Origin of the sequence: Suipraeoptans intestinalis (assembly GCF_034091795.1) — a bacterium.
GTDB classification, from domain to species: Bacteria; Bacillota; Clostridia; order Lachnospirales; family Lachnospiraceae; genus Suipraeoptans; species Suipraeoptans intestinalis.
Genome location: NZ_JAXFXH010000015.1, coordinates 1 through 19,688, shown reverse-complemented (window position 1 = coordinate 19,688; position 19,688 = coordinate 1). Strand labels below are relative to the sequence as shown.

At 48.2% G+C, this 19,688-nt stretch carries 25 protein-coding genes; 5 read left to right on the top strand and 20 right to left on the bottom strand.

Annotated elements, in window-relative coordinates:
* Nucleotides 1–39: 39 nt before the first annotated feature.
* The 9 genes from rplS to SOW26_RS05170 form a co-directional block, all read right to left on the bottom strand.
* Nucleotides 40–387, bottom strand: a complete 348-nt coding sequence (gene rplS / locus SOW26_RS05210) for a 50S ribosomal protein L19 (RefSeq protein WP_154478542.1) — start codon at nt 385–387, stop codon at nt 40–42.
* A 221-nt stretch (nt 388–608) separates the two neighbouring features.
* Nucleotides 609–1,337, bottom strand: coding sequence for an NAD-dependent protein deacylase (locus tag SOW26_RS05205; protein WP_276958636.1), 729 nt, complete (start codon nt 1,335–1,337; stop codon nt 609–611).
* Nucleotides 1,322–2,095 carry a tRNA (guanosine(37)-N1)-methyltransferase TrmD gene (gene trmD, locus SOW26_RS05200; RefSeq protein ID WP_276958635.1) on the bottom strand — a complete coding sequence of 258 codons (774 nt, stop codon included), beginning with the start codon at nt 2,093–2,095 and terminating at the stop codon, nt 1,322–1,324. The genes SOW26_RS05205 and trmD overlap by 16 nt, the downstream gene beginning before the upstream one ends.
* A 5-nt stretch (nt 2,096–2,100) precedes the next feature.
* Nucleotides 2,101–2,607, bottom strand: a complete 507-nt coding sequence (gene rimM, locus SOW26_RS05195) for a ribosome maturation factor RimM (protein ID WP_276958634.1) — start codon at nt 2,605–2,607, stop codon at nt 2,101–2,103.
* A 66-nt stretch (nt 2,608–2,673) separates the two neighbouring features.
* The gene (locus SOW26_RS05190) at nt 2,674–2,904 is read right to left on the bottom strand and encodes a KH domain-containing protein (protein ID WP_276958633.1); all 231 of its coding nucleotides are present in this window, start codon (nt 2,902–2,904) and stop codon (nt 2,674–2,676) included.
* A gap of 26 nt (nt 2,905–2,930) precedes the next feature.
* Nucleotides 2,931–3,176, bottom strand: a complete 246-nt coding sequence (rpsP, locus tag SOW26_RS05185) for a 30S ribosomal protein S16 (RefSeq protein ID WP_154478532.1) — start codon at nt 3,174–3,176, stop codon at nt 2,931–2,933.
* Between the two features lie 77 nt (nt 3,177–3,253).
* Nucleotides 3,254–4,597, bottom strand: coding sequence for a signal recognition particle protein (gene ffh / locus SOW26_RS05180; protein ID WP_154478530.1), 1,344 nt, complete (start codon nt 4,595–4,597; stop codon nt 3,254–3,256).
* A gap of 1 nt (nt 4,598) precedes the next feature.
* Nucleotides 4,599–4,943, bottom strand: a complete 345-nt coding sequence (gene ylxM / locus SOW26_RS05175) for a YlxM family DNA-binding protein (protein ID WP_320652013.1) — start codon at nt 4,941–4,943, stop codon at nt 4,599–4,601.
* A 138-nt stretch (nt 4,944–5,081) separates the two neighbouring features.
* Nucleotides 5,082–5,558: an acyl-CoA thioesterase gene (locus tag SOW26_RS05170; RefSeq protein ID WP_154478526.1), complete on the bottom strand. Its 477-nt coding sequence runs from the start codon at nt 5,556–5,558 to the stop codon at nt 5,082–5,084.
* A 209-nt stretch (nt 5,559–5,767) separates the two neighbouring features.
* Here SOW26_RS05170 and SOW26_RS05165 point away from each other — a divergent pair, with 209 nt between their 5' ends.
* Both SOW26_RS05165 and rarD read left to right on the top strand, forming a co-directional pair.
* Complete coding sequence (locus SOW26_RS05165; protein ID WP_154478524.1) at nt 5,768–6,508, top strand: tRNA pseudouridine synthase A; 741 nt, start codon at nt 5,768–5,770, stop codon at nt 6,506–6,508.
* Nucleotides 6,501–7,382, top strand: coding sequence for an EamA family transporter RarD (gene rarD, locus SOW26_RS05160; RefSeq protein WP_276958631.1), 882 nt, complete (start codon nt 6,501–6,503; stop codon nt 7,380–7,382). The genes SOW26_RS05165 and rarD overlap by 8 nt, the downstream gene beginning before the upstream one ends.
* 29 nt (nt 7,383–7,411) lie before the next feature.
* Here the strand turns inward: rarD and SOW26_RS05155 are convergent, their stop codons facing one another.
* Complete coding sequence (locus SOW26_RS05155; RefSeq protein WP_154478520.1) at nt 7,412–8,026, bottom strand: HD domain-containing protein; 615 nt, start codon at nt 8,024–8,026, stop codon at nt 7,412–7,414.
* A gap of 264 nt (nt 8,027–8,290) precedes the next feature.
* Between SOW26_RS05155 and SOW26_RS05150 the strand changes: the two genes are divergently transcribed.
* Nucleotides 8,291–9,922: an ABC-F family ATP-binding cassette domain-containing protein gene (locus SOW26_RS05150; protein WP_154478518.1), complete on the top strand. Its 1,632-nt coding sequence runs from the start codon at nt 8,291–8,293 to the stop codon at nt 9,920–9,922.
* An 80-nt stretch (nt 9,923–10,002) separates the two neighbouring features.
* Here the strand turns inward: SOW26_RS05150 and trpS are convergent, their stop codons facing one another.
* On the bottom strand, nt 10,003–11,007 hold the full coding sequence (gene trpS, locus SOW26_RS05145) for a tryptophan--tRNA ligase (protein ID WP_276958630.1): 1,005 nt from the start codon (nt 11,005–11,007) through the stop codon (nt 10,003–10,005).
* A 15-nt stretch (nt 11,008–11,022) separates the two neighbouring features.
* Nucleotides 11,023–11,652 carry a histidine phosphatase family protein gene (locus tag SOW26_RS05140; protein ID WP_276958629.1) on the bottom strand — a complete coding sequence of 210 codons (630 nt, stop codon included), beginning with the start codon at nt 11,650–11,652 and terminating at the stop codon, nt 11,023–11,025.
* Nucleotides 11,653–11,949: 297 nt separating this feature from the next.
* Here SOW26_RS05140 and SOW26_RS05135 point away from each other — a divergent pair, with 297 nt between their 5' ends.
* Entirely contained in the window at nt 11,950–12,426 is a 477-nt protein-coding gene (locus SOW26_RS05135; RefSeq protein ID WP_276958628.1) for an S-ribosylhomocysteine lyase, read from the top strand.
* Between the two features lie 223 nt (nt 12,427–12,649).
* On the opposite strand, the gene rplT is transcribed toward SOW26_RS05135, so the two are convergent.
* Genes rplT through infC form a run of 3 tightly spaced genes read right to left on the bottom strand, consistent with a single transcriptional unit; the run spans nt 12,650 to nt 13,761 of the window.
* Entirely contained in the window at nt 12,650–13,006 is a 357-nt protein-coding gene (gene rplT, locus SOW26_RS05130; protein ID WP_154478510.1) for a 50S ribosomal protein L20, read from the bottom strand.
* Between the two features lie 30 nt (nt 13,007–13,036).
* Nucleotides 13,037–13,234, bottom strand: a complete 198-nt coding sequence (gene rpmI / locus SOW26_RS05125; RefSeq protein WP_154478508.1) for a 50S ribosomal protein L35 — start codon at nt 13,232–13,234, stop codon at nt 13,037–13,039.
* A 32-nt stretch (nt 13,235–13,266) separates the two neighbouring features.
* Complete coding sequence (infC, locus tag SOW26_RS05120; protein WP_154478506.1) at nt 13,267–13,761, bottom strand: translation initiation factor IF-3; 495 nt, start codon at nt 13,759–13,761, stop codon at nt 13,267–13,269.
* Nucleotides 13,762–14,168: 407 nt separating this feature from the next.
* Between infC and SOW26_RS05115 the strand changes: the two genes are divergently transcribed.
* Complete coding sequence (locus tag SOW26_RS05115) at nt 14,169–15,524, top strand: sodium-dependent transporter (RefSeq protein WP_276958627.1); 1,356 nt, start codon at nt 14,169–14,171, stop codon at nt 15,522–15,524.
* 157 nt (nt 15,525–15,681) lie between these two features.
* Here the strand turns inward: SOW26_RS05115 and SOW26_RS05110 are convergent, their stop codons facing one another.
* The 5 genes from SOW26_RS05110 to SOW26_RS05090 all read right to left on the bottom strand — a co-directional run.
* Entirely contained in the window at nt 15,682–16,551 is an 870-nt protein-coding gene (locus SOW26_RS05110) for a DegV family protein (RefSeq protein WP_320652012.1), read from the bottom strand.
* Nucleotides 16,552–16,607: 56 nt separating this feature from the next.
* The gene (locus tag SOW26_RS05105) at nt 16,608–17,144 is read right to left on the bottom strand and encodes a dCTP deaminase/dUTPase family protein (RefSeq protein WP_320652011.1); all 537 of its coding nucleotides are present in this window, start codon (nt 17,142–17,144) and stop codon (nt 16,608–16,610) included.
* A gap of 101 nt (nt 17,145–17,245) precedes the next feature.
* Nucleotides 17,246–18,019: an ABC transporter ATP-binding protein gene (locus SOW26_RS05100; RefSeq protein ID WP_276958624.1), complete on the bottom strand. Its 774-nt coding sequence runs from the start codon at nt 18,017–18,019 to the stop codon at nt 17,246–17,248.
* Nucleotides 18,012–18,893: an ABC transporter permease gene (locus SOW26_RS05095; RefSeq protein WP_276958623.1), complete on the bottom strand. Its 882-nt coding sequence runs from the start codon at nt 18,891–18,893 to the stop codon at nt 18,012–18,014. Before SOW26_RS05095 ends, SOW26_RS05100 begins: the two co-directional genes overlap by 8 nt.
* A 42-nt stretch (nt 18,894–18,935) precedes the next feature.
* A partial coding sequence (locus SOW26_RS05090; protein WP_320652010.1) for an ABC transporter substrate-binding protein occupies nt 18,936–19,688 on the bottom strand: 753 nt, incomplete at its 5' end.

The window sequence follows — 19,688 nt, the reverse complement described above, 5'->3', positions numbered from 1 at the left end:
GGGCAACATACGCTATGTACTTGCCCTCTTCCCTCATCTCTATTTTACCAGTTCTTTTACTTTTGCTCTCTTACCTACACGGTCTCTTAAGTAGTTCAGTTTCGCTCTTCTTACTTTACCTCTGCGAACAACTTCTACTCTTTCCACATTTGGAGAGTGCAGCGGCCAAGTTTTTTCCACGCCTACCCCGTTGGAGTTCTTTCTTACGGTAAAGGTCTCTTTGGAGCCTCCGCCCTGTCTTTTCAGTACGGTGCCTTCAAATACCTGTACTCTTTCTCTGTTTCCTTCTTTGATCTTTCCGTATACCTTTACGGTATCTCCCACGCGAAACTGAGGCGCCTCTGCCTTTAACTGCTCCGCTTCCAGGCTTCTGATAATTTCATTCATGTTATTTTCCTCCTATTAAAACTGGATGTTCTTAATACCTTCGTACCAGCGGACCATCTTCCTCCTCATAACCTGTCCTATCTTATCACACTTGGTTCCGCTTTGCAAGATTTTTTATTTTTTTCGTATATTCGTATATTCTCGCATATTCACGGACTTTCCTGCTTTTCCACTGCCTTTTCTATCTTATCGTATCCGCACATGTTATCTGCTCTTTCCTCTCAGGAAAAGGCCAATACCTTCCCAATGGAGTCATGCAGAACCAGATCCGCCCTGTTGTCGCGGGCGGTGGGCTGTTTGTTAATCAGCACCAGTCTGTCGCCGTTGAAATAATCGATCAGTCCCGCCGCCGGATAGACCACCAGGCTGGTTCCTCCTACGATCAGGACATCCGCCTCTGCGATCATTCGGATGGATTCCTTTAAAACAGTGTCCGACAACGCCTCCTCATACAGCACCACATCCGGCTTTACCACTCCTCCGCACTTTTTACATCGGGGAATGCATCCCTCGCAGTGCTCCTTTGCCAGAATATAGTCCAGATCATAGAACTGCCCGCACTCCATGCAATAATTTCTCTGAACGCTGCCGTGAAGCTCCAGTACGGTCCTGCTTCCCGCCATCTGATGCAGTCCGTCTATATTTTGCGTGACTACCGCCCGCAGCTTCCCTTCCTGCTCCAGTCTTGCCAGGGCAAGGTGCGCGTCATTGGGAAGCGCCTCCTGCCAGATCAGATTTTCCTTGTAATATTTGAAAAACAATTCCTGATTTTTCATGAAAAAGCTGTGACTTAGCATTTCCTCGGGAGAATATCCGTATTCTTGTTTTGCCTGATATAACCCCTGCTCGGAACGAAAATCCGGAAGACCGCTTTCTGTGGAAACTCCCGCCCCTCCGAAAAACACGATCCGTCGCCCCTTTTCAATGATCTGTTTCAATTCCTCCTGCATATGTCCGACACCTCCTTGTCAGATACCTGCCGCTCCCGAAATTCTTTTACCATCTGTTTTTCTTCTCCGGTAAGGTCCGCTTTTTCCAGAAGATCCGGTCTGTGCTTTGCCGTCTGCAAGATGGACTGCTGCCGTTTCCACTTTTCAATATTGGCATGGTGCCCGGAAAGCAACACTTCCGGAACCTTTTTCCCATTCCAGATCTCCGGACGGGAGTACTGCGGATGCTCCAGAAGATACTCCTGAAAGCTTTCCTTTTCTGCCGACTGGCTGTTGTTTAAAACTCCCGGAACCAGTCTCCCCACAGCATCTACCAGCATCATGGCCGGAAGCTCTCCTCCGGTGAGTACAAAATCTCCTATGGATACATAATCCGTCACGATCTCGTCCAGTACCCGCTGATCGATCCCCTCATAATGTCCGCACAGGAGCACCAGTTCCTCTTCCCCGGAAAACTCTTCTGCCATCTCCTGGCAGAATGTCCTGCCCTGCGGACAGAGATAGACGACCCTTGGATGGCCCTTTGTCTCTTTGCAGATCGCCTGGTAGGTCTGATACACCGGCTCTGCCTGCATCAGCATCCCGGCTCCTCCACCGTAAAGATAGTCGTCCACACTGCTGTGCTTGTTGAAGGCATAATCTCTGATGTTCCACGGATGGATCTTCAACAGCCCTTTGTCCATTGCCCGTCCGGTGATGCTGGCGCCAAGCCCCTGCATGACCATCTCCGGAAACAGTGTCATGATATGAATCTCCATCTTCTTTATACCAGTCCTTTCATAAGTCTGACGCACATCTTTCTCTGTGCAACATCCACAGACAGGATACAGTCTTTAATGGCCGGCAGCAGCACCTGACCGTGACCGTCGCTGTCCACCACATATACGTCGTTGGCGCCTGTTTCGATCACATCGGCAAGAACCCCGAAATGCTCTCCCCCTTCCAGTACCACATCCATTCCCAGCATATCCGCAATATAATATTCATCCTCTTCCAGAGGAAGAGCATCCTCCCGCCGCACCAATAAGGGGCGCCGCCTAAAGCCCTCCACCTGATTGATGCTTTGAAACTGCCGGAATTTCAGGATGACCATCTGTTTAAAAAACTTTGTCGATTCCACATCCAGCAGCAGTTTCTCTCTGCCGGTATCCAGATATACCTGTTTCAGATCCCGGAACCGTCCCACATCGTCTGTGGTGGGAAACACCTTGACCTCTCCCCTGATCCCGTGGGTAGAAGCGATCACTCCTACCTGTAACATTTCTTCCATACATCTCTCCTCAAAACAAAAACAGGGACAGACTGTCACAACTGCCTGCCCCACAGGGATCTTTCCCTAGTCCATAATATCCACACTGACTTTCTTGTTTTCCTTTGTCGCAGCAGCCTTTACCACAGAACGAATCGCCTTGGCGATCCGTCCCTGCTTGCCGATCACCTTTCCCATATCCGATTCTGCTACACGAACTTCCAGGACCTCTATGCCCTTTTCTTCTTTTTCGTGGATGACAACTTCTCCCGGGTGGTCTACCAGCGCCTTGACGATCACTTCTACAAGATTTTTCATCTAATGTACACCTCCAAAGGCATATCTTATTTCTCGATGCCTGCCACTTTCAAAATTTTGCTGACTGCTTCGGTCGGCTGTGCTCCGTTTGCCAGCCATTTCTTTGCTTCTTCTTCATTTACATGGATCGCACTTGGATTGCGGGTCGGATCATAGGTTCCGATCTCTGCGATAAACTTTCCATCTCTTGGGGATCTTGAATCAGCCACTATGATTCTATAAAAAGGAGCCTTCTTCTGTCCCATTCTTCTTAATCTCATTTTTACTGCCATCTTACTTTTCCTCCATTCATCTTTCTGTTCTTTTTGATCTATATAACGCATACTGCGATATACCATAGCCATACCGGTTAAAAAGGAAGCCTGAATCCTCCTCTTCTTCCGCCTTTTCCCATCATCTTCATCATCTTCTTCATCTCGCCAAACTGTTTGATCATACGGTTGACCTCGCTGATGTCCACTCCGGCGCCCTTCGCGATCCGATGCTTTCTGGAAGGATTCAGAAGATCCGGATCCCGTCTTTCCTGAACTGTCATGGAATAGATCATAGCTTCCATCCTGGCCATGCTTCTTTCCGCCTGGGAAGTCTGATCTTCGCTGAGACCTTTCATCTTACCCAGTCCTCCCATCGGCAGCATGTTCATGATATTGCCGATACCTCCCATGTTCTTCATCTGTTTGACACTTTCCAGATAGTCCTCAAAGTCAAACTGAGCCTTCTTTAGCTTACGGCTCATCTCCTTCGCCTTGTCCTCATCGATCTGGGCCTCTGCTTTTTCGATCAGGGACAGCACATCTCCCATTCCCAGGATCCTGGATGCCATCCGCTCCGGATAAAACTGCTCCAGATCCGACAGCTTCTCTCCCATACCCACATAGAATATAGGCTTTCCGGTCACCGCCTTCACTGAAAGCGCCGCTCCGCCTCTGGTGTCTCCGTCCAGCTTCGTGATGATGACTCCGTCAATGCCCGCCTTCTCGTGGAACTCCTTTGCCGCATTTACGGCGTCCTGTCCCGTCATGGCGTCGATCACCAGGATGGTCTGATGTACCGTTACTGCCTTTTTGATCTGCTGCAGCTCCTCCATCATCTCCTCGTCGATATGAAGCCGTCCTGCCGTATCCAGGATCACGAGATTGTGGCCGTTCTTTTCCGCATAGGCGACCGCCTCCCTTGCGATCTCCGCGGGTTTGCGACTGTCCTCCATGGAAAACACTTCCACCTGCTGCTTTTCTCCGTTGATCTTTAACTGGGAGATCGCCGCCGGCCGGTACACGTCACAAGCTACCAGCAAGGGCTTCTTTCCCTTTTGCTTGAATTTGCCCGCCAGCTTTGCCGTGGTGGTAGTCTTTCCCGCACCCTGAAGTCCCGCCATCATAATGACGGTCATGGCTTTCCCCGGCTGCAGTGCGATCTCTGTCGTCTCGGAGCCCATCAGAGAAGTCAGCTCTTCGTTGACGATCTTGACCACCATCTGTCCCGGGTTCAATCCGTTCATTACGTCCTGCCCCACCGCTCTTTGCTGTACATTTCCGATAAATTCTTTGACAACTTTAAAGTTGACGTCTGCTGCCAGAAGCGCCCGCTTGATCTCCTTTAGGGCTTCCTTTACGTCCTCTTCCGTCAGTCGTCCTTTGCTCCTTAGTTGCCTAAATATATTTTGTAATTTTTCTGTTAAACTGTCAAATGCCATTTTACAATTCCTCTATGATTTCCCGGGAAAGCTTCCGGGCCTTCTCCAGACAGACTTCTGCATCAGATCCGTCCTTGTCCTCCAGCAGCTCTTCCAGCCTCCTGGCCTTCTCCCGCACAGACACAAACCGTCCTACCAGATGCAGCTTCTCCTCGTACCCTTTCAGGGTAGCAGAGCATCTTCTGATCAGGTCATGGACTCCCTGCCTGCTGATTCCGGCTTCTTTTGCGATCTCTCCCAGAGAAAGATCCTCTGAAATATACTGCTCGTAGATCTCCTTCTGGTGCTTTGTCAGAAGCTCGCCGTAAAAATCGAATAATAATGTCCGTTCCAAAAGTTCATCCATTTTCATCACCTGTGCTATCATACACCGCAAAAAGACAGGTGTCAAGTATTTTTTCTTGACACCTGTCTTTTCCCGCTTTCCGGACTCTCAAGCCCGACCGGCACCGAAAGCCCCTTCTGAAGAAAACTCCTCACCAGATCAAAAGTCCTCTTCTTTTCTCATCTTTCTGACTTCCTGACGCTTTTTGGCCTTCTCCCACTCTTCGTACTCTTCCTCTTTTTCCAGTTCCAGTCTTGGAACCCTTGCCGGCCTGTCGTTCTCATCCAGCGCCACCATGGTAAAATATGCCCGGTTGATCAGCGTCCTTCCTCCGTCCATATGCTCTACATAGGTATCCACCTTTACCTCCATAGAGGTATTGCCCACATAAGTCGTCTTTCCTATGATGACGATCACATCCTTCTGGTAGGCTCCATGCAAAAATTTCAGATTGTCCACGGAAGCGGTGATCACATTCATTCTGGTGTGTCTTTTCCCCACAAGGCCCGCCACTTCGTCGATCCACTGCATCAGCACGCCTCCAAACAGACGCCCGGCTGCATTTAGATGATTCGGTCTGACAATGTGCACGGTCTCCACGACAGACTCTGAGACTGTTCTGCTTTCCATATCCATATGTTTCCCTCTCTTCTGCGATTTTACAATTCCGTTCTCTCTCCTGAAAGAACTCTTCCATTGTATCATAGGATTTGCTATACTGGAACCGGCAACTTACAAATCCACAGAACCTGTTGTCCTGCCGGGAAATTTTTCTGTCTGACAGAAAAGTTCCGGCACAGCTTCTTTCACAGGTTCTCTTTCTCTTATAAAAAGGAGTATATCCTATGCGAAACATAAAACTCACCATCGAATATGACGGGAGCAGGTATCAGGGCTGGACCCGCCTGGGAAAGGACGAATCCGGCAATACCATCTCCAACAAGATCATCGAAGTCCTGCGAAAAATGACAGGGGAATATCTCTGCGAGCTTCACTGCGGCTGCCGCACAGAGGTCGGGGTGCACGCCTACCTTCAGGTTGCTAACTTTAAAACAGAATGCAGCATGACCACCAAAGAAATCCAGCATTATCTGAACCGCTATCTTCCTATGGACATTGCTGTCACCAAAGTGGAAGAAAAGCCGGAAAGATTTCATGCGCAGTTGAACGCCCTGTCCAAAACCTATGTTTACCGGATCACTATCGACGAGGTTCCCAGCGTATTTGACAGGCGGTATATCTATCACAGCTTTAAGATCCCGGATAAGAAAGTCATGCAGCAGGCCGCCCTCTCTCTCATAGGCACCCATGATTTTCGCAACTTTTCTTCTGTAAAAAAGAGCAAGTCTACCGTCAAGACCATCTATGACCTGGACATCTACGCAGATATCGAGGAAATGCTGATCACCATCAAGGCAGATGATTTTCTTCACAACATGGCGCGCATCCTGATCGGAACCCTTCTGGATATCGGCCTTGGCATTCGGAAAAAGGAAGAGATCGAGGAGATCTTTGCCGGAAACCTGCCGGCAAGCAATCCCTGCGATCCAAAGGGACTCTACCTACAGGAAGTGTCCTATGAATAAAGAGCAGACCCTTGGCACCGCCGAAATCCTGTTTTCCTATGTGTGCTGGGGGTTCCTCACTCTGTTTTGGGGACTCTTATCCCATGTGCATCCGGTATATGTTCTGGCTCAACGGATCTTCTGGTCTATGGGTCTTCTTTTTGTGGTGATTTTAGCCACTCAGCGCTTCGCCCTGCTCCGGGCCGCCTTTGTCACCGGTTCCGTTATGCGGATCTGCCTGCTTTCCGGTCTTTTGATCTCCCTCAACTGGGGGCTTTATATTTATGCGGTCAGCAGCGGTCATGTACTGGACGCCAGTCTGGGCTATTTTGTGCAGCCTCTTCTGGTGGGGCTGATCGGCATCTTCTTTTTTAAGGAATCTCTCAGTTTCTGGGATAAAGGAGCTTATCTGCTTTCTTTTCTCGGTCTGCTCTGTATGATTTTTTACACCAGAGCCATCCCTCTTTTTACCATACTGATCGCTTCCACCTTTGCCGTTTATGGAGCCGTCAAAAAATCTCTCCCCACAGATCCCATCGTTTCTCTGTTTTTGGAAACCCTGTGCGTCACCCCTCTCGCTCTTCCTTTCATCATCTGGATGGAGCTTTCGCATAAGGGGAGCCTGGGAATTCTTCACGGCAGTCAGTTTCTTTTGCTCCCGCTGTGCGGACTTGTGACTTCCGTGCCTCTTCTTGTATACAGTTCCGGCATCAAAAAGGTTCCCTATTATCTGTCAGGCATCCTGATGTATCTGAATCCTACCATTCAATTTTTGATCGGTATCTTTCATTACCGGGAATCTCCTTCTTTTGGAGAAAAGATTTCTTTTTCCCTGATCTGGCTGGGGATCCTTCTGTCCGTCTGGGGTAAGCTGAAACTAAGAAAGCAGGGATGATCTCCTCCCTGCCTCTCCTGCTTTTGCGTTCACCTGTCTGTTTCTCTTTCACTGTTTTGTTCCTTCTTCCCCATTTCAGGCAATTCTTTTTGCATTTTCTCCTGCGAATCCTGCTTCAATCTCTCCCGAAGTCCTCGCAGATAGGGATGAAATCCCGCTTCTTTCTCCCCGTAAGTCAGCTGCAATTCATGTTCCAGCGGGATCCAGGTAGCTATGGGCGCTTCATTATGCTGGATTACCGCTTCCATTTTGTCCAGCGCATGAAATATCCGGGCCTCTGGTGTCACGCACGCTTCCATTTCTACAAACAATTCCCGAAGCTCTGCCTCTTCCTCCCAAGGAAGCAGTTCTGACAGTAATGTATCGATTGCCTGCTTTTCCGTTTCTCTGTCCGCTTCTTTTTTCTCAAAACAGGGAATGTCCCCCGTTACCGCCTCTCCCAGATCATGAAACAGGCACATCTTCATCAGCTTCTCCTGATCACATTCCGGAAATTCTCTTCCCACCAGCCAGGCAAACAGGCACAGCCTGTAGGTATGCTCCGCTACGCTTTCCCTTCTCCCGGTGCTGGTCCAGGAATGCCTGGGGTTACATTTCAGCCGTTCTGCTACCTTCATGATCTTTAATACTCTGTCGTAGTCCAAGTTTCCACCTTCTTTTTCTGTTGTTTCTTCATTTGTATTGAGGCAAAAGACCTCCTGCTTTTCATCCTACCACAACACCCCTGTTTTCTCCACAGGCAGTTTTCTTCCTCTCTGTCTGTTTTCCTCCTTCCGGCTTTCCCGTTTTTCGGGATTTTCCTTCCTTATTATGGGAATTTCTTTCTCCTTGCTATTTCCATAGGCTTTTGTTAAGATAAGCTAGTGGCAGGAACTGCCAAATCTATGATAAAGGAGCCTTTCATCTCTATGATAAGCACAAGTAATATTACGCTGCGAGTGGGCAAAAAAGCCCTCTTTGAAGATGTCAACATTAAATTTACCGAAGGAAACTGCTACGGTCTGATCGGAGCCAACGGAGCCGGAAAATCTACTTTTTTGAAGATTCTTTCCGGACAGCTGGAACCCTCTAAAGGAGAGGTGATCCTGACCCCCGGACAGCGTCTGTCCTTCCTGCAGCAGGATCACTTTAAGTACGATGCCTATACGGTACTGGATACGGTTATGCTGGGAAATCCCCGCCTCTATGAGATCATGAAGGAAAAGGAAGTGATCTACGCCAAAGAGGACTTTACGGACGAGGATGGGATCAAAGCCAGTGAACTGGAGGCAGAATTTGCCGCTATGAACGGCTGGGAGGCAGAATCGGACGCTGCTACCCTGCTCAATGGACTGGGAATTTCCACCGACCTGCACTATAGCCTTATGCAGACTCTTGCCGGACCGGAAAAAGTTAAGGTTCTTCTTGCCCAGGCGCTTTTTGGTTCCCCGGATATCCTGCTTCTGGACGAGCCTACCAACCACCTGGATCTGGACGCCATTGCGTGGCTGGAAGAGTTTTTGATCAATTTTGAAAACACTGTGATCGTGGTGTCCCACGACCGTTACTTTTTAAATAAAGTCTGCACCCAGATCGCCGATATCGACTATGGAAAGATCAAGCTGTACGCCGGAAACTATGACTTCTGGTATGAGTCCAGTCAGCTTCTCATTCGTCAGATGAAGGAAGCCAATAAGAAAAAGGAAGAAAAGATCAAAGAATTACAGGATTTTATTTCCCGATTCAGCGCCAATGCTTCCAAATCCAAGCAGGCCACTTCCAGAAAGCGCGCCCTGGAAAAGATCCAGCTGGACGATATCCAGCCGTCCAGCCGAAAATACCCCTACATCGACTTCCGTCCTAACAGGGAGATCGGAAATGAAGTCCTTTCGGTGGAAGGATTGAGCAAAACCATCGATGGGGAAAAGGTACTGGATCAACTGACCTTTACCCTGAACCGTGACGACAAGGTAGCCTTTGTAGGAGGCAACGAGCTGGCAAAGACTACTCTGTTCCAGATTCTCACCGGAGAGCTGGAACCGGATGAAGGCACCTATAAATGGGGAATCACTACCTCTCAGGCCTACTTCCCTCTGGATCCGGGAGATGAATTTGAAAATGATTCTACCATTGTGGAATGGCTGACGCAGTATTCCGAAGAAAAGGATGTCACCTATGTCAGAGGCTTTTTAGGACGTATGCTCTTTGCGGGAGATGACGGAGTCAAACGGGTAAAGGTCCTTTCCGGAGGAGAAAAAGTTCGCTGTCTTCTGTCCAAGATGATGATCTCCGGAGCAAATGTCCTGATCCTGGACGAGCCTACCAACCACCTGGATATGGAATCCATCACTGCCCTGAACAACGGTATGATCAAATATCCCGGCGTTATTCTGTTCTCTTCCAGAGATCACCAGATCGTACAGACCACCGCCAACCGCATCATGGAGATCGTTCCCGGCGGAAAGCTGATCGATAAGATCACCACCTACGACGAGTATCTGGAGAGCGACGAAATGGCAAGAAAACGTCAGACCTATACGCTCCAGGAGGAGGACAACTAACCTTACCTTCCTAAAAGAAAAAAAGAGAGAGACATTTCTATGTGTTCATAGATCTGTCTCTCTTTCTATCTCCGTGGGTCTTAACGGATCCTTTCCGGGAAACCTACCTTCTTTTGCACCTTACGTAGTGTTTTGTTAGCAAAATATCCCGCTTTTTCTCCATTGTTCTTGATGATCCCATCAAGATAAGCCTTGTCCTTTTCCAGCCTCCGAGCTTCTTCCTGCAGCGGGCGAAGCACAGAAACCACCGCTTCTCCTACCGCCTCTTTAAACACACCATACCCTTTTCCTTCAAATTCACCCACCGTTTCCTCGGGCATTTTTCCGGTACATGCACTGTAAATATCGATCAGATTGCGGACTCCCGGCTGCTCTTCTCTGTAGCGGATCGCTCCTTCTGAATCCGTCACTGCCCGCTTGCATTTGCGCAGGATGGTATCCGCATCATCCATCAGATAAATGCTGGCATTGGGATTCTCATCAGACTTAGACATTTTTTTCGTCGGCTCCTGGAGGCTCATGATCTTGGCTCCCACTTTTCCGATATAGGCCTCCGGAACGGTGAATACCTCCCCGTAAATATTGTTGAATCTCTGGGCGATATCCCGGGTAATCTCCAGATGCTGCATCTGATCGATCCCCACCGGCACCACATCTGCCTGAAACAGCAGAATATCCGCCGCCATCAGCACAGGATAGGTAAACAGTCCGGCATTGATATTATCGGCGTGCTTTGCAGACTTATCCTTAAACTGCGTCATCCGATTCAGCTCTCCCATATAAGTAAAACAATTCAGGATCCATGCCAGCTCCGCATGCCCGGACACATGGGACTGATAGTAGATACAGTTTTTCTCCGGATCGATCCCTGCCGCCAGATACAGCATCAAAAGGGCTCTGGCCCGCTTTCTCAGCGTCGCCGGATCCTGTCTGACGGTAATGGAGTGCATATCCACCACACTATAGAAGCATTCATATTCATCACTTAAGCTCACCCAGTTTTTCAGCGCCCCCAGATAATTGCCAAGGGTCAGATTTCCGGTAGCCTGCATTCCGCTAAATAATACTTTCTTTCCTTGTAACATGTTTCCTCTCCTCTTCTACCACGGCTTTACCTGATCGTCATAATAGACTCTGCCGTCTTCCAAAATAGAATAACACTCTTTCGAGGCTTCCACAATGGTTACCGCACAATTTTTTGCCACTCCGTTTCCCCAGTATTTCGCCAGTGGATCTCTCCGCATAACGTTCAGCATCCCTGCCAGGGCAGCGCCATGGCTGACCACCAGGATCCTGGACTCCTGCAGCTCCTCTTTTTCCGTCAGTTCCTTTAAAAACTGCCCTGTTCTTTCCTTTACCTGGAGGAAATCCTCTCCTCCCGCCGGCGCTTTGTACTGCTCCGGCGCTTCAAAAAAATCGCGGAACTCTGCAGGAAGCTCCCAGTCATCCCATTTGCAGCACTTCCCTTCGTACTCTCCAAAATCCATTTCCAGAAGTCTGGCATCTTCCCGTATCGCCATCTGCCGGCCGGCCACGATCAGTTCTGCCGTCTCCCTGGCTCTTTGCAGAGGACTGGAATAGCAGACATCAAACACGACATCCCTGAGTCCTTCTCCCGTCTTCCTCGCCAGACTCCTTCCAAAATCGTTCAGTGGGATATCTGCCCTTCCCTGGATCAGTCTTGCTTTATTCCAATCGGTTTCTCCATGTCTGACCAAATATATCTCCATGATCCCATTCCTTTCTTCTCAGCTTTTTTCATTTCCCGTTCTCTCTTTGTCTGACTGTCCTTTTCTTTCCTCTTCCAACCGGGAACATCGATGGAAACACAAAGGATTATATCACTTTTTTCACATTCCTTCCACCCGGATCCTCTCTTTTTCCAGAAGCTGTTGAAGCGGTCAAAGCTCCGGGGCTTCTTACAAAATCTGCAGTCTCCCGTGAAAATCCATGCCATTTTCGCATAAAAAATGTTATACTGTTCCCAAGCGAGGTCATTCATTCAAACAACACAGGAGGAATCTTTCATGGAGAAAATCACAAGCTTTACCATAGACCATTTATCGTTGCTTCCCGGTGTCTACGTATCTCGGATCGATCACGTGCAGGGTCACCCCGTCACTACATTTGATCTGCGGTTCACCCGCCCCAACAGAGAACCGGTGATGAATACGGCGGAAATGCACGCCATTGAACATCTGGCGGCCACCTTTTTGCGCAATCATCCGGACTACGGAGACAAAACCATTTATTTCGGTCCCATGGGCTGTCGTACCGGTTTTTACCTCCTTTTATCCGGAGAATATACCTCCTCCCAAGTCCTTCCCCTTCTTCGGGAGACATTTCAGTTTGTTGCAGGGTTTTCCGGCGATATTCCCGGAGCCTCCCCGAAGGATTGCGGCAACTATCTGGATCTGAACCTTCCTATGGCAAACTATCTGGCAAAAAAATATCTGGCAGACGTTTTGGAATCCCCATCTGAAGATCAGCTGGTCTATCCCTAAACAACTGATTTCGACATTTCTTTCTCCGTTTCAGGCTGCGCCGGTTTTTCCGAATACCTTCAGGCGGTAGACCGACCACCTTTTCCGGCGGGGAAAGTATGATTTCACTCATGCGAAAATACTGTTTTTAACATATTTCAGGGGCAGGTGCCGCTCTTACGAGCCACACCTGCCCCCTTTCTTTGAGATCTTTCCTCTCCGGCAATCCCTTTTTCTTTTTTTCTTAAGCAAGCTTTGCCTTTGCTGCCTCTGCCAATGCTGCAAATCCTTCTGCATCATTGACTGCCATCTCTGCCAGCATTTTTCTGTTCATGTCGATGTTCGCAAGCTTCAGACCATGCATGAACTTGCTGTAGGACAGTCCGTTCATTCTTGCTGCTGCATTGATACGTGCGATCCACAGCTGACGCATCTGTCTCTTTCTTTCTTTTCTTCCTGCATAGGCCGTTGCCAGCGCTCTCATTACAGACTGCTTTGCTACTCTATACTGTTTGGATCTGGCACCTCTGTAACCCTTTGCCAGCTTTAAAGTTCTGTTATGTTTTTTCTTAGCGTTCAAGCCGCCTTTAATTCTTGCCATGTCTTATTCCTCCTTCAAATCTTTTCTTTCTTACAGATACGGTAATACTTTCTTCATATTCTTAACATTGGTTGCATCTGTGATCGTAGCCTTTCTGAGATTTCTCTTTCTCTTCGTAGACTTTTTGGTTAAGATATGGCTCTTGTAAGCTTTGTTTCTTTTCAACTTCCCGGTTCCTGTCTTTTTAAAGCGCTTTGCTGCCGCTCTATTCGTCTTAATCTTTGGCATGATAAATTCCTCCTTAAATTGAAAATATATTTTTAACGTCTTTCAGTTAAAATCATACTCATGTTTCTTCCTTCCAGTTTGGCTTCCTTTTCCACAGTCGCCACATCCTCCAGCAGCTTTGCAAAATCATCAAGAATATGTCTGCTCTGCTGTACATGCGCCATTTCTCTGCCCCTGAAACGAAGAGTGATCTTCACCTTGTTGCCTTTCGTCAGAAACTTTCTGGCATTGTTCACCTTAGTATTTAAGTCGTTGGTGTCAATATTGGGAGACATCCTGATTTCTTTGATCTCCACCGTCTTTTGTTTCTTTTTTGCTTCTTTTTCTTTTCTTGCAAGCTCATATCTGTACTTTCCGTAGTCGATGATCTTGCAAACAGGTGGCTGCGCTTTCGGTGCGATCTTTACCAAGTCCAGCTCTGCTTCCTGAGCCAGCTTCATCGCCTCTTTGGAGGACATGATACCTAACTGTTCTCCGTCTTCGCCGATCAGTCTTACTTCCTTGTCCCTAATCTGCCCGTTAATCATTAAATCGCTAATTGTTGTACACCTCCATTATTCCATAAAAATAAGTGAACAGTCTGAGACTATCCACCTTCGTACCTACATAGAATTCCATTAACGGACTCTAATACGATATAAACCGAAGTCACTTTTGTGCTACGGTGAGAGTGGATACTCTGCTTTCTTTACCTCCAATAGACTACCACAACCACTCTTTTCTGTCAATCTTTATTTTTTCTCGGCAGCCTCCTTCCTGTAGGATTAAAATTCTTGTATTTATTGCTTGAAAACCATCTGGTTTCATGGCATAATAGAGCATAATCTATTTTTATACTTTTTTAATAATTATTCCATTATTTAAAAGAGCAAACGTTTTATGCGTATGAAATAGAGGATTTAAGTTATTATGAAAATTGTGAGGAGGGTTTTTTATGCAAAAACGAAGTAATTTTTCAAGTAAGATCGGTTTCGTCCTGGCCGCTTCCGGATCTGCTGTAGGATTGGGAAACATCTGGCGGTTTCCGTATCTTGCAGCAAAATACGGCGGAGGGACATTCCTCTTAACCTATGTGGTTCTGGCAGTCACCTTTGGTTTCACCTTGATGACAGCCGAGATCGCTCTTGGACGCAGGACAGGCTTAAGTGCCATCGGAGCCTTTTCCGCACTGGATAAGCGGTTTGGTTTTCTGGGTATTTTAGCGGCGGTTATCCCCATCATCATCTTCCCCTACTATTCTGTTATCGGAGGATGGGTGCTGAAGTATTTTTCCGTATTTATTTCCGGAAATATGAAGGCTGCAACGGGAGACGACTACTTCACAGGATTTATCACCAACTCTGTAAGCCCGCTGCTTTGGTTCTTCTTGTTTATTGCACTTACCGCCATCATTGTTCTTTTGGGTGTAGAAAAAGGAATTGAAAAGGTCAGCAAGATCATGATGCCGATCCTTGTTCTTCTTTCCCTTATCATTGCAGTCTACACTATTACACTGGATGGAGCAAAGGAAGGACTGATCTACTACCTGCGTCCCCGTATGTCCGACTTTTCTGCCAAAACCATTCTGGCAGCCATGGGACAGATGTTCTATTCCATGTCCCTTGCAATGGGTATTATGATCACTTATGGTTCCTATATGAAAAAAGATGACAACCTGGAAGGTTCTGTACACCAGATTGAAATCTTCGATACCGGTATCGCATTCCTTGCCGGACTTATGATCATCCCCGCCGTATTTGTATTTTCCGGCGGTGACAAATCCGCACTTGGCGCAGGACCCGGGCTGATGTTTATCACTTTGCCAAAGGTATTTGCCAGCATGAAGTTTGGCGGATTTATCGGAACCATCTTCTTCATCATGGTATTTTTCGCGGCACTGACCTCTGCCATCTCTCTGATGGAGACCATCGTGTCTATCTTCCGTGACAAATTCCACTGGTCCAGAAAGTTTGCCTGCGTCTTTGTAACGGTTCTCTCCTTGATCCTGGGAAGCCTTTCTTCTCTTGGATTTGGACCTTTGAGCTCTGTTTCCTGGCATGGCATGAGCATTCTGGACATTATGGACTTTATCAGCAACAGCATCCTGATGCCGATCCTGGCACTGTTTACCTGCATCTTCGTCGGCTTTATCATCAAGCCCGATGTGATTTCAGACGAGGTTCGTGTATCCGGCGGAACATTCAAGTCCGAGAAGTTGTTTACCGTTATGATCAAGTGGATCGCTCCTATCCTTCTGGTGGTGATCCTGGCAAGCTCTATCGCCACAGGACTGGGACTGTTCTCCCTGTAGGCAGAAATTTCCTGCTCATGAGAGCAACCATGCAGAATCTCTCTGATAAAAAGTTTTTTACAACTGTCCGTCAAAAAAGGCGGACAGTTTTCTGTTTGTGACACAGCAAAAGAGGATGAACAGCCAACTTCTCTGCTCATCCTTTCTTTTGTTGCTCCTATCTTTTATTGCCCATCGTAAAGACAGCCACCACTCCCGGTCCCGTATGGCTTCCAATAACAGTCCCGATATTATGGATCAGGATCTCTTCGGGATGCAGGGCTTCTCCCAGCAGTCTCCCCACATACTCCGCATCTTCCAGACAGTCTCCGTGAGTGATCATAACCATCTCGTTGGTCCATCCTCCCTCTGCCTGATCAATGGCTTTCTGCGCGATCCTGTTCAGGGCTTTCTTTCTTCCCCTTTCTTTCCCAACAACCTTCAGGCACCCCTCTTCATCCACATGGATGATAGGCTTGATCTGCACCATGGTACCGATCACAGCCGCCGTCTTGGATATCCGTCCGCCTCTCTGAAGATGATGCAGATCATCTACCGCCACATTGTGGCAGATATGCAGCCGGTTCTCTGTGACCCATTCGGCCACCTCTTCTAAAGCTTTCCCTTCCTTCCGCTTCTGCAGGGCATAATACAGCAGCAATCCTTCTCCCATGCAGGCGCAAAGCGTATCGATCACCCGGATCTTTCTTTCCGGATAAGCCTCCCGAAGTTCGCTGGCAGCCAGCATCATGCTCTGACAGGTTCCGCTGAGTCCGGAAGAAAACGCCAGGTGCAGGATGTCTTTCCCTTCTTTTAAAAGAGGCTCCAATACTTCCTTTGCGTCTTCCGAGTTCACCTGCGAAGTCACCGCCTGCTTCCCTTCCCGCAGCAGGTCAAAAAACTCCTTTGAAGACAATCCTTCCCCATCCGGATATGTCTTCCCATCTATGGTATAATGCAACGGCACCACAGGAACCTCTCTCTCCTTCAGCCACGCTTTGGGTAAGTCTACGGTACTGTTGACCGTAATCACATAACTTGCGTTCATAAAATCCCCTCCTTACACCCATATCATACCATGTTCCCCTTGTTCATGCAAATTTCTTAAGTTTCTGTGAAGGTTTTCTCTGATTCTTTCGAAGTGCTTCCAAATCCCCCATTGCGCACCCCGTCTGCCCGGTCGTCCACCGTGATGCCGTACTCCACAAAAACTCCCTGCATAAACCCGTCTCCCGCCTTTAGTTCCAGGCATTTTTCTTCATTGGTGTCGTTAGTGATTTTGGCAAAAATATGGCCTTCATTGTCCGAATAAAAATAGTCGCTGTCAATGATCCCTACCGTATTGTTCAATTGCAGCCGATAGCGAAATCCCAGACCACTTCTGGGGTAGCATTTCAGCACCCAGTCCTCTTCCATCTCCACCCGGATGCCTGTAGGGATCTTCGCCGTCTGTCCCGGTTTTAGCGTAACGGGAATCGGTGTAAAAAAATCATACCCTGCCGATCCCGACGTTGCCCTTCTGGGAAGAGCGATCTCCCGGTAGATCCGTTCCACCTCTTTCTCTTCCAGTCCCAGATCCCCGCATCCTTCTGCAAACTGCTTCAAACTCACCTTATAAAACCGTGCAATCCTCTTTGCCATAGTTTCCTGCCTTTCTCCGTCCTTCTCTGTCTTTTTGCCCGCTTCATTCTGGTATCTGTCGGCTATCTCTTCTGATTTCCTCTTCCTTCTCTCCAAGTCTGTCAGTTGCCGCATTCAATACTGATCTCGTTGAACAATCCCAGGATATCTTCCACCGTGATGCCGTCTTTTTCTGTCCCTCTCTTATCCAGGATCGCCCTTCCCTGATGCATCATCAGCAGTCTGTTTCCATAATCCACTGCATATCTGAGATTATGTGTGACCATAATGGTGGTAAGATGTTTTTCCCGGACCACCCGGTCTGTCAGTTCCATAATCCTCTCTGCCGTCTTGGGATCCAGCGCTGCCGTATGCTCGTCCAGGATCAGAAATTCAATCGGCGTCATAGTAGACATCAAAAGCGCCATAGCCTGTCGTTGTCCCCCGGAAAGAACTCCCACCTTCACATTCAGCTTGTCCTCCAGACCCAAATTCAGCGTCCTTAGCTGTTCCCGGTAAAAATCGACTCGTTTTTTGTCTGTTCCTCTGCCCAGACCATATAGCTTTCCTTTGTGATCCGCCAACGCCATATTCTCCAGGATCGTCATAGAAGGGCAGGTTCCTACTGCCGGATTCTGGTACACCCTTCCGATCTTCCGGTTCCGCTTAAATTCCTTTTCTCTGGTAATATCTCTTCCATTCATACAGATCTGTCCCTTTTCCAGCTCGATACTCCCACAGATGAGATTCAAAAGAGAGGTCTTTCCGGATCCGTTGCTTCCCACTACCGAAACAAACTCTCCCTCCTCCACCGTCAGGGAAAAATCCTCGAAGAGGCACAACTCATTGACCGTTCCCACATTATAATGTTTTTGGATATGTTTTAATTCAAGCATTCTTCTTCCCCTTCGCTTTTCTTTCCATACTAAATACCAGAATGATCAGGAACAACACTGCCGTGATCAGCTTCATCGCCGAAGGACTGAAATGACGGATCGCCAGTGCCACGCAGCCTTTGTAAATGATCGATCCCACCAGGACTACCGTTGTCGTCCGAAGCAGTGTGATCCGGCGAAACAGACTGGTTCCGATGATCACACTGGCCAGTCCGATCACGATGGCTCCCGTTCCCATGGAGATCTCAAACACCCTTTCTTCCTGGGCAAAAACACAGCCCGCCAGCGCCACCAGCCCATTCGCAATGGAAAGGCCCAGTATTTTTACATTCCCCTGGTCTTTTGCAAGAGAAGTGACCAGCTTGTCGTTATCTCCCACCGCCCGCAGCAGATACCCGGACTTTGTCTGTAGATACCAGTCCAGTACCAGCTTACAGATTACTGCCATTACCAGGATGATCACCAGGGTCCCGTAAGACTTCAGTTCTCCCCGGAACATCCGTGCCGTCAGATCGTTTTTAAAGATCGTCTTCTGGGAAAACAACGGAACATTGGAGGTTCCTGCCAGATACAGATTGATCGACCACAGAGCAGTCATCATAATGATACCGGAAAGCAGATCCCGCACTTTTCCCTTTACATGGATCAGTCCGGTCAAAACTCCGGCGAGGGCTCCGGCAAAAAAAGCAACCGGAAGAGTCAGCCAGGGAGATCCTCCCCGCGTAAGTATCGCAGCCGTAACGGCAGCTCCCAAAGGAAAACTGCCGTCTACTGTCAGATCCGGAAAATCCAATATTTTATATGTAATGTAGACTCCCAGAGCCAGGATCCCATAGATCAGTCCCTGCTCCATGATTGTGATCAAAAAATCCATGTTTGCCTCCCATACGCCTGTCTGCCATTTCCTACAGACGCCTTATTTCTCTATTGTATCAAAGCTTTCTACCGCTTCCGACAGCATATCCTGTGGGATCTCAATGCCCAGCGTCTCCGCCACTTTTGTATTGGCATAAAATCCTGGTTTTGTGATCGTTTCAAACTTCATCTGCGACGCCTGTTTTTCTCCCTTCAGGATCCTTGCCGCCATCTTGCCCGTCTGCTTTCCAAGGCTGATATAATCGATCCCCTCTGCTGCCAGGCATCCCAGCTTGACCTGCTCCACTTCGCTGCCGAACACCGGGATCTTCTTCTCATTCGCCTTCTCCAGAACAGTTGCCAGAGAGGATACTACCGTGTTGTCTGTCAGATTGGTGATGCAGTCCACCTGATCCAGAAGGTCGTCGGTTGCCAGCGGTACGTCTGCCGCAGCCGTCACGCCCTTTTCTATGATCTCAAATCCAAATTTGCCTGCCAGCTCTTTGTATTCTGCGATGGCAGAAACCGAATTTGCTTCACTGGTCGTATACATAATACCTATTTTTTTCGCATCCGGCAATATCTTTCGGATCATTTCCAACTGTTCCTCAATAGGAAGCTTGTCGGAGGTCCCTGTCACTTCTCCCACCGGCTGTTTGTCCTTATCTGCTAATTCTGCCGCAATGGGATCTGTCACCGCCGTATAGACCACCGGGATGTCTGAATCCATTGACGCATTGTATGCCGTCTGGGCGCTTGGAGTCGCTATGGTACAGATCAAGTCCACCTTGTCTGATACAAAACTGTCCGCGAT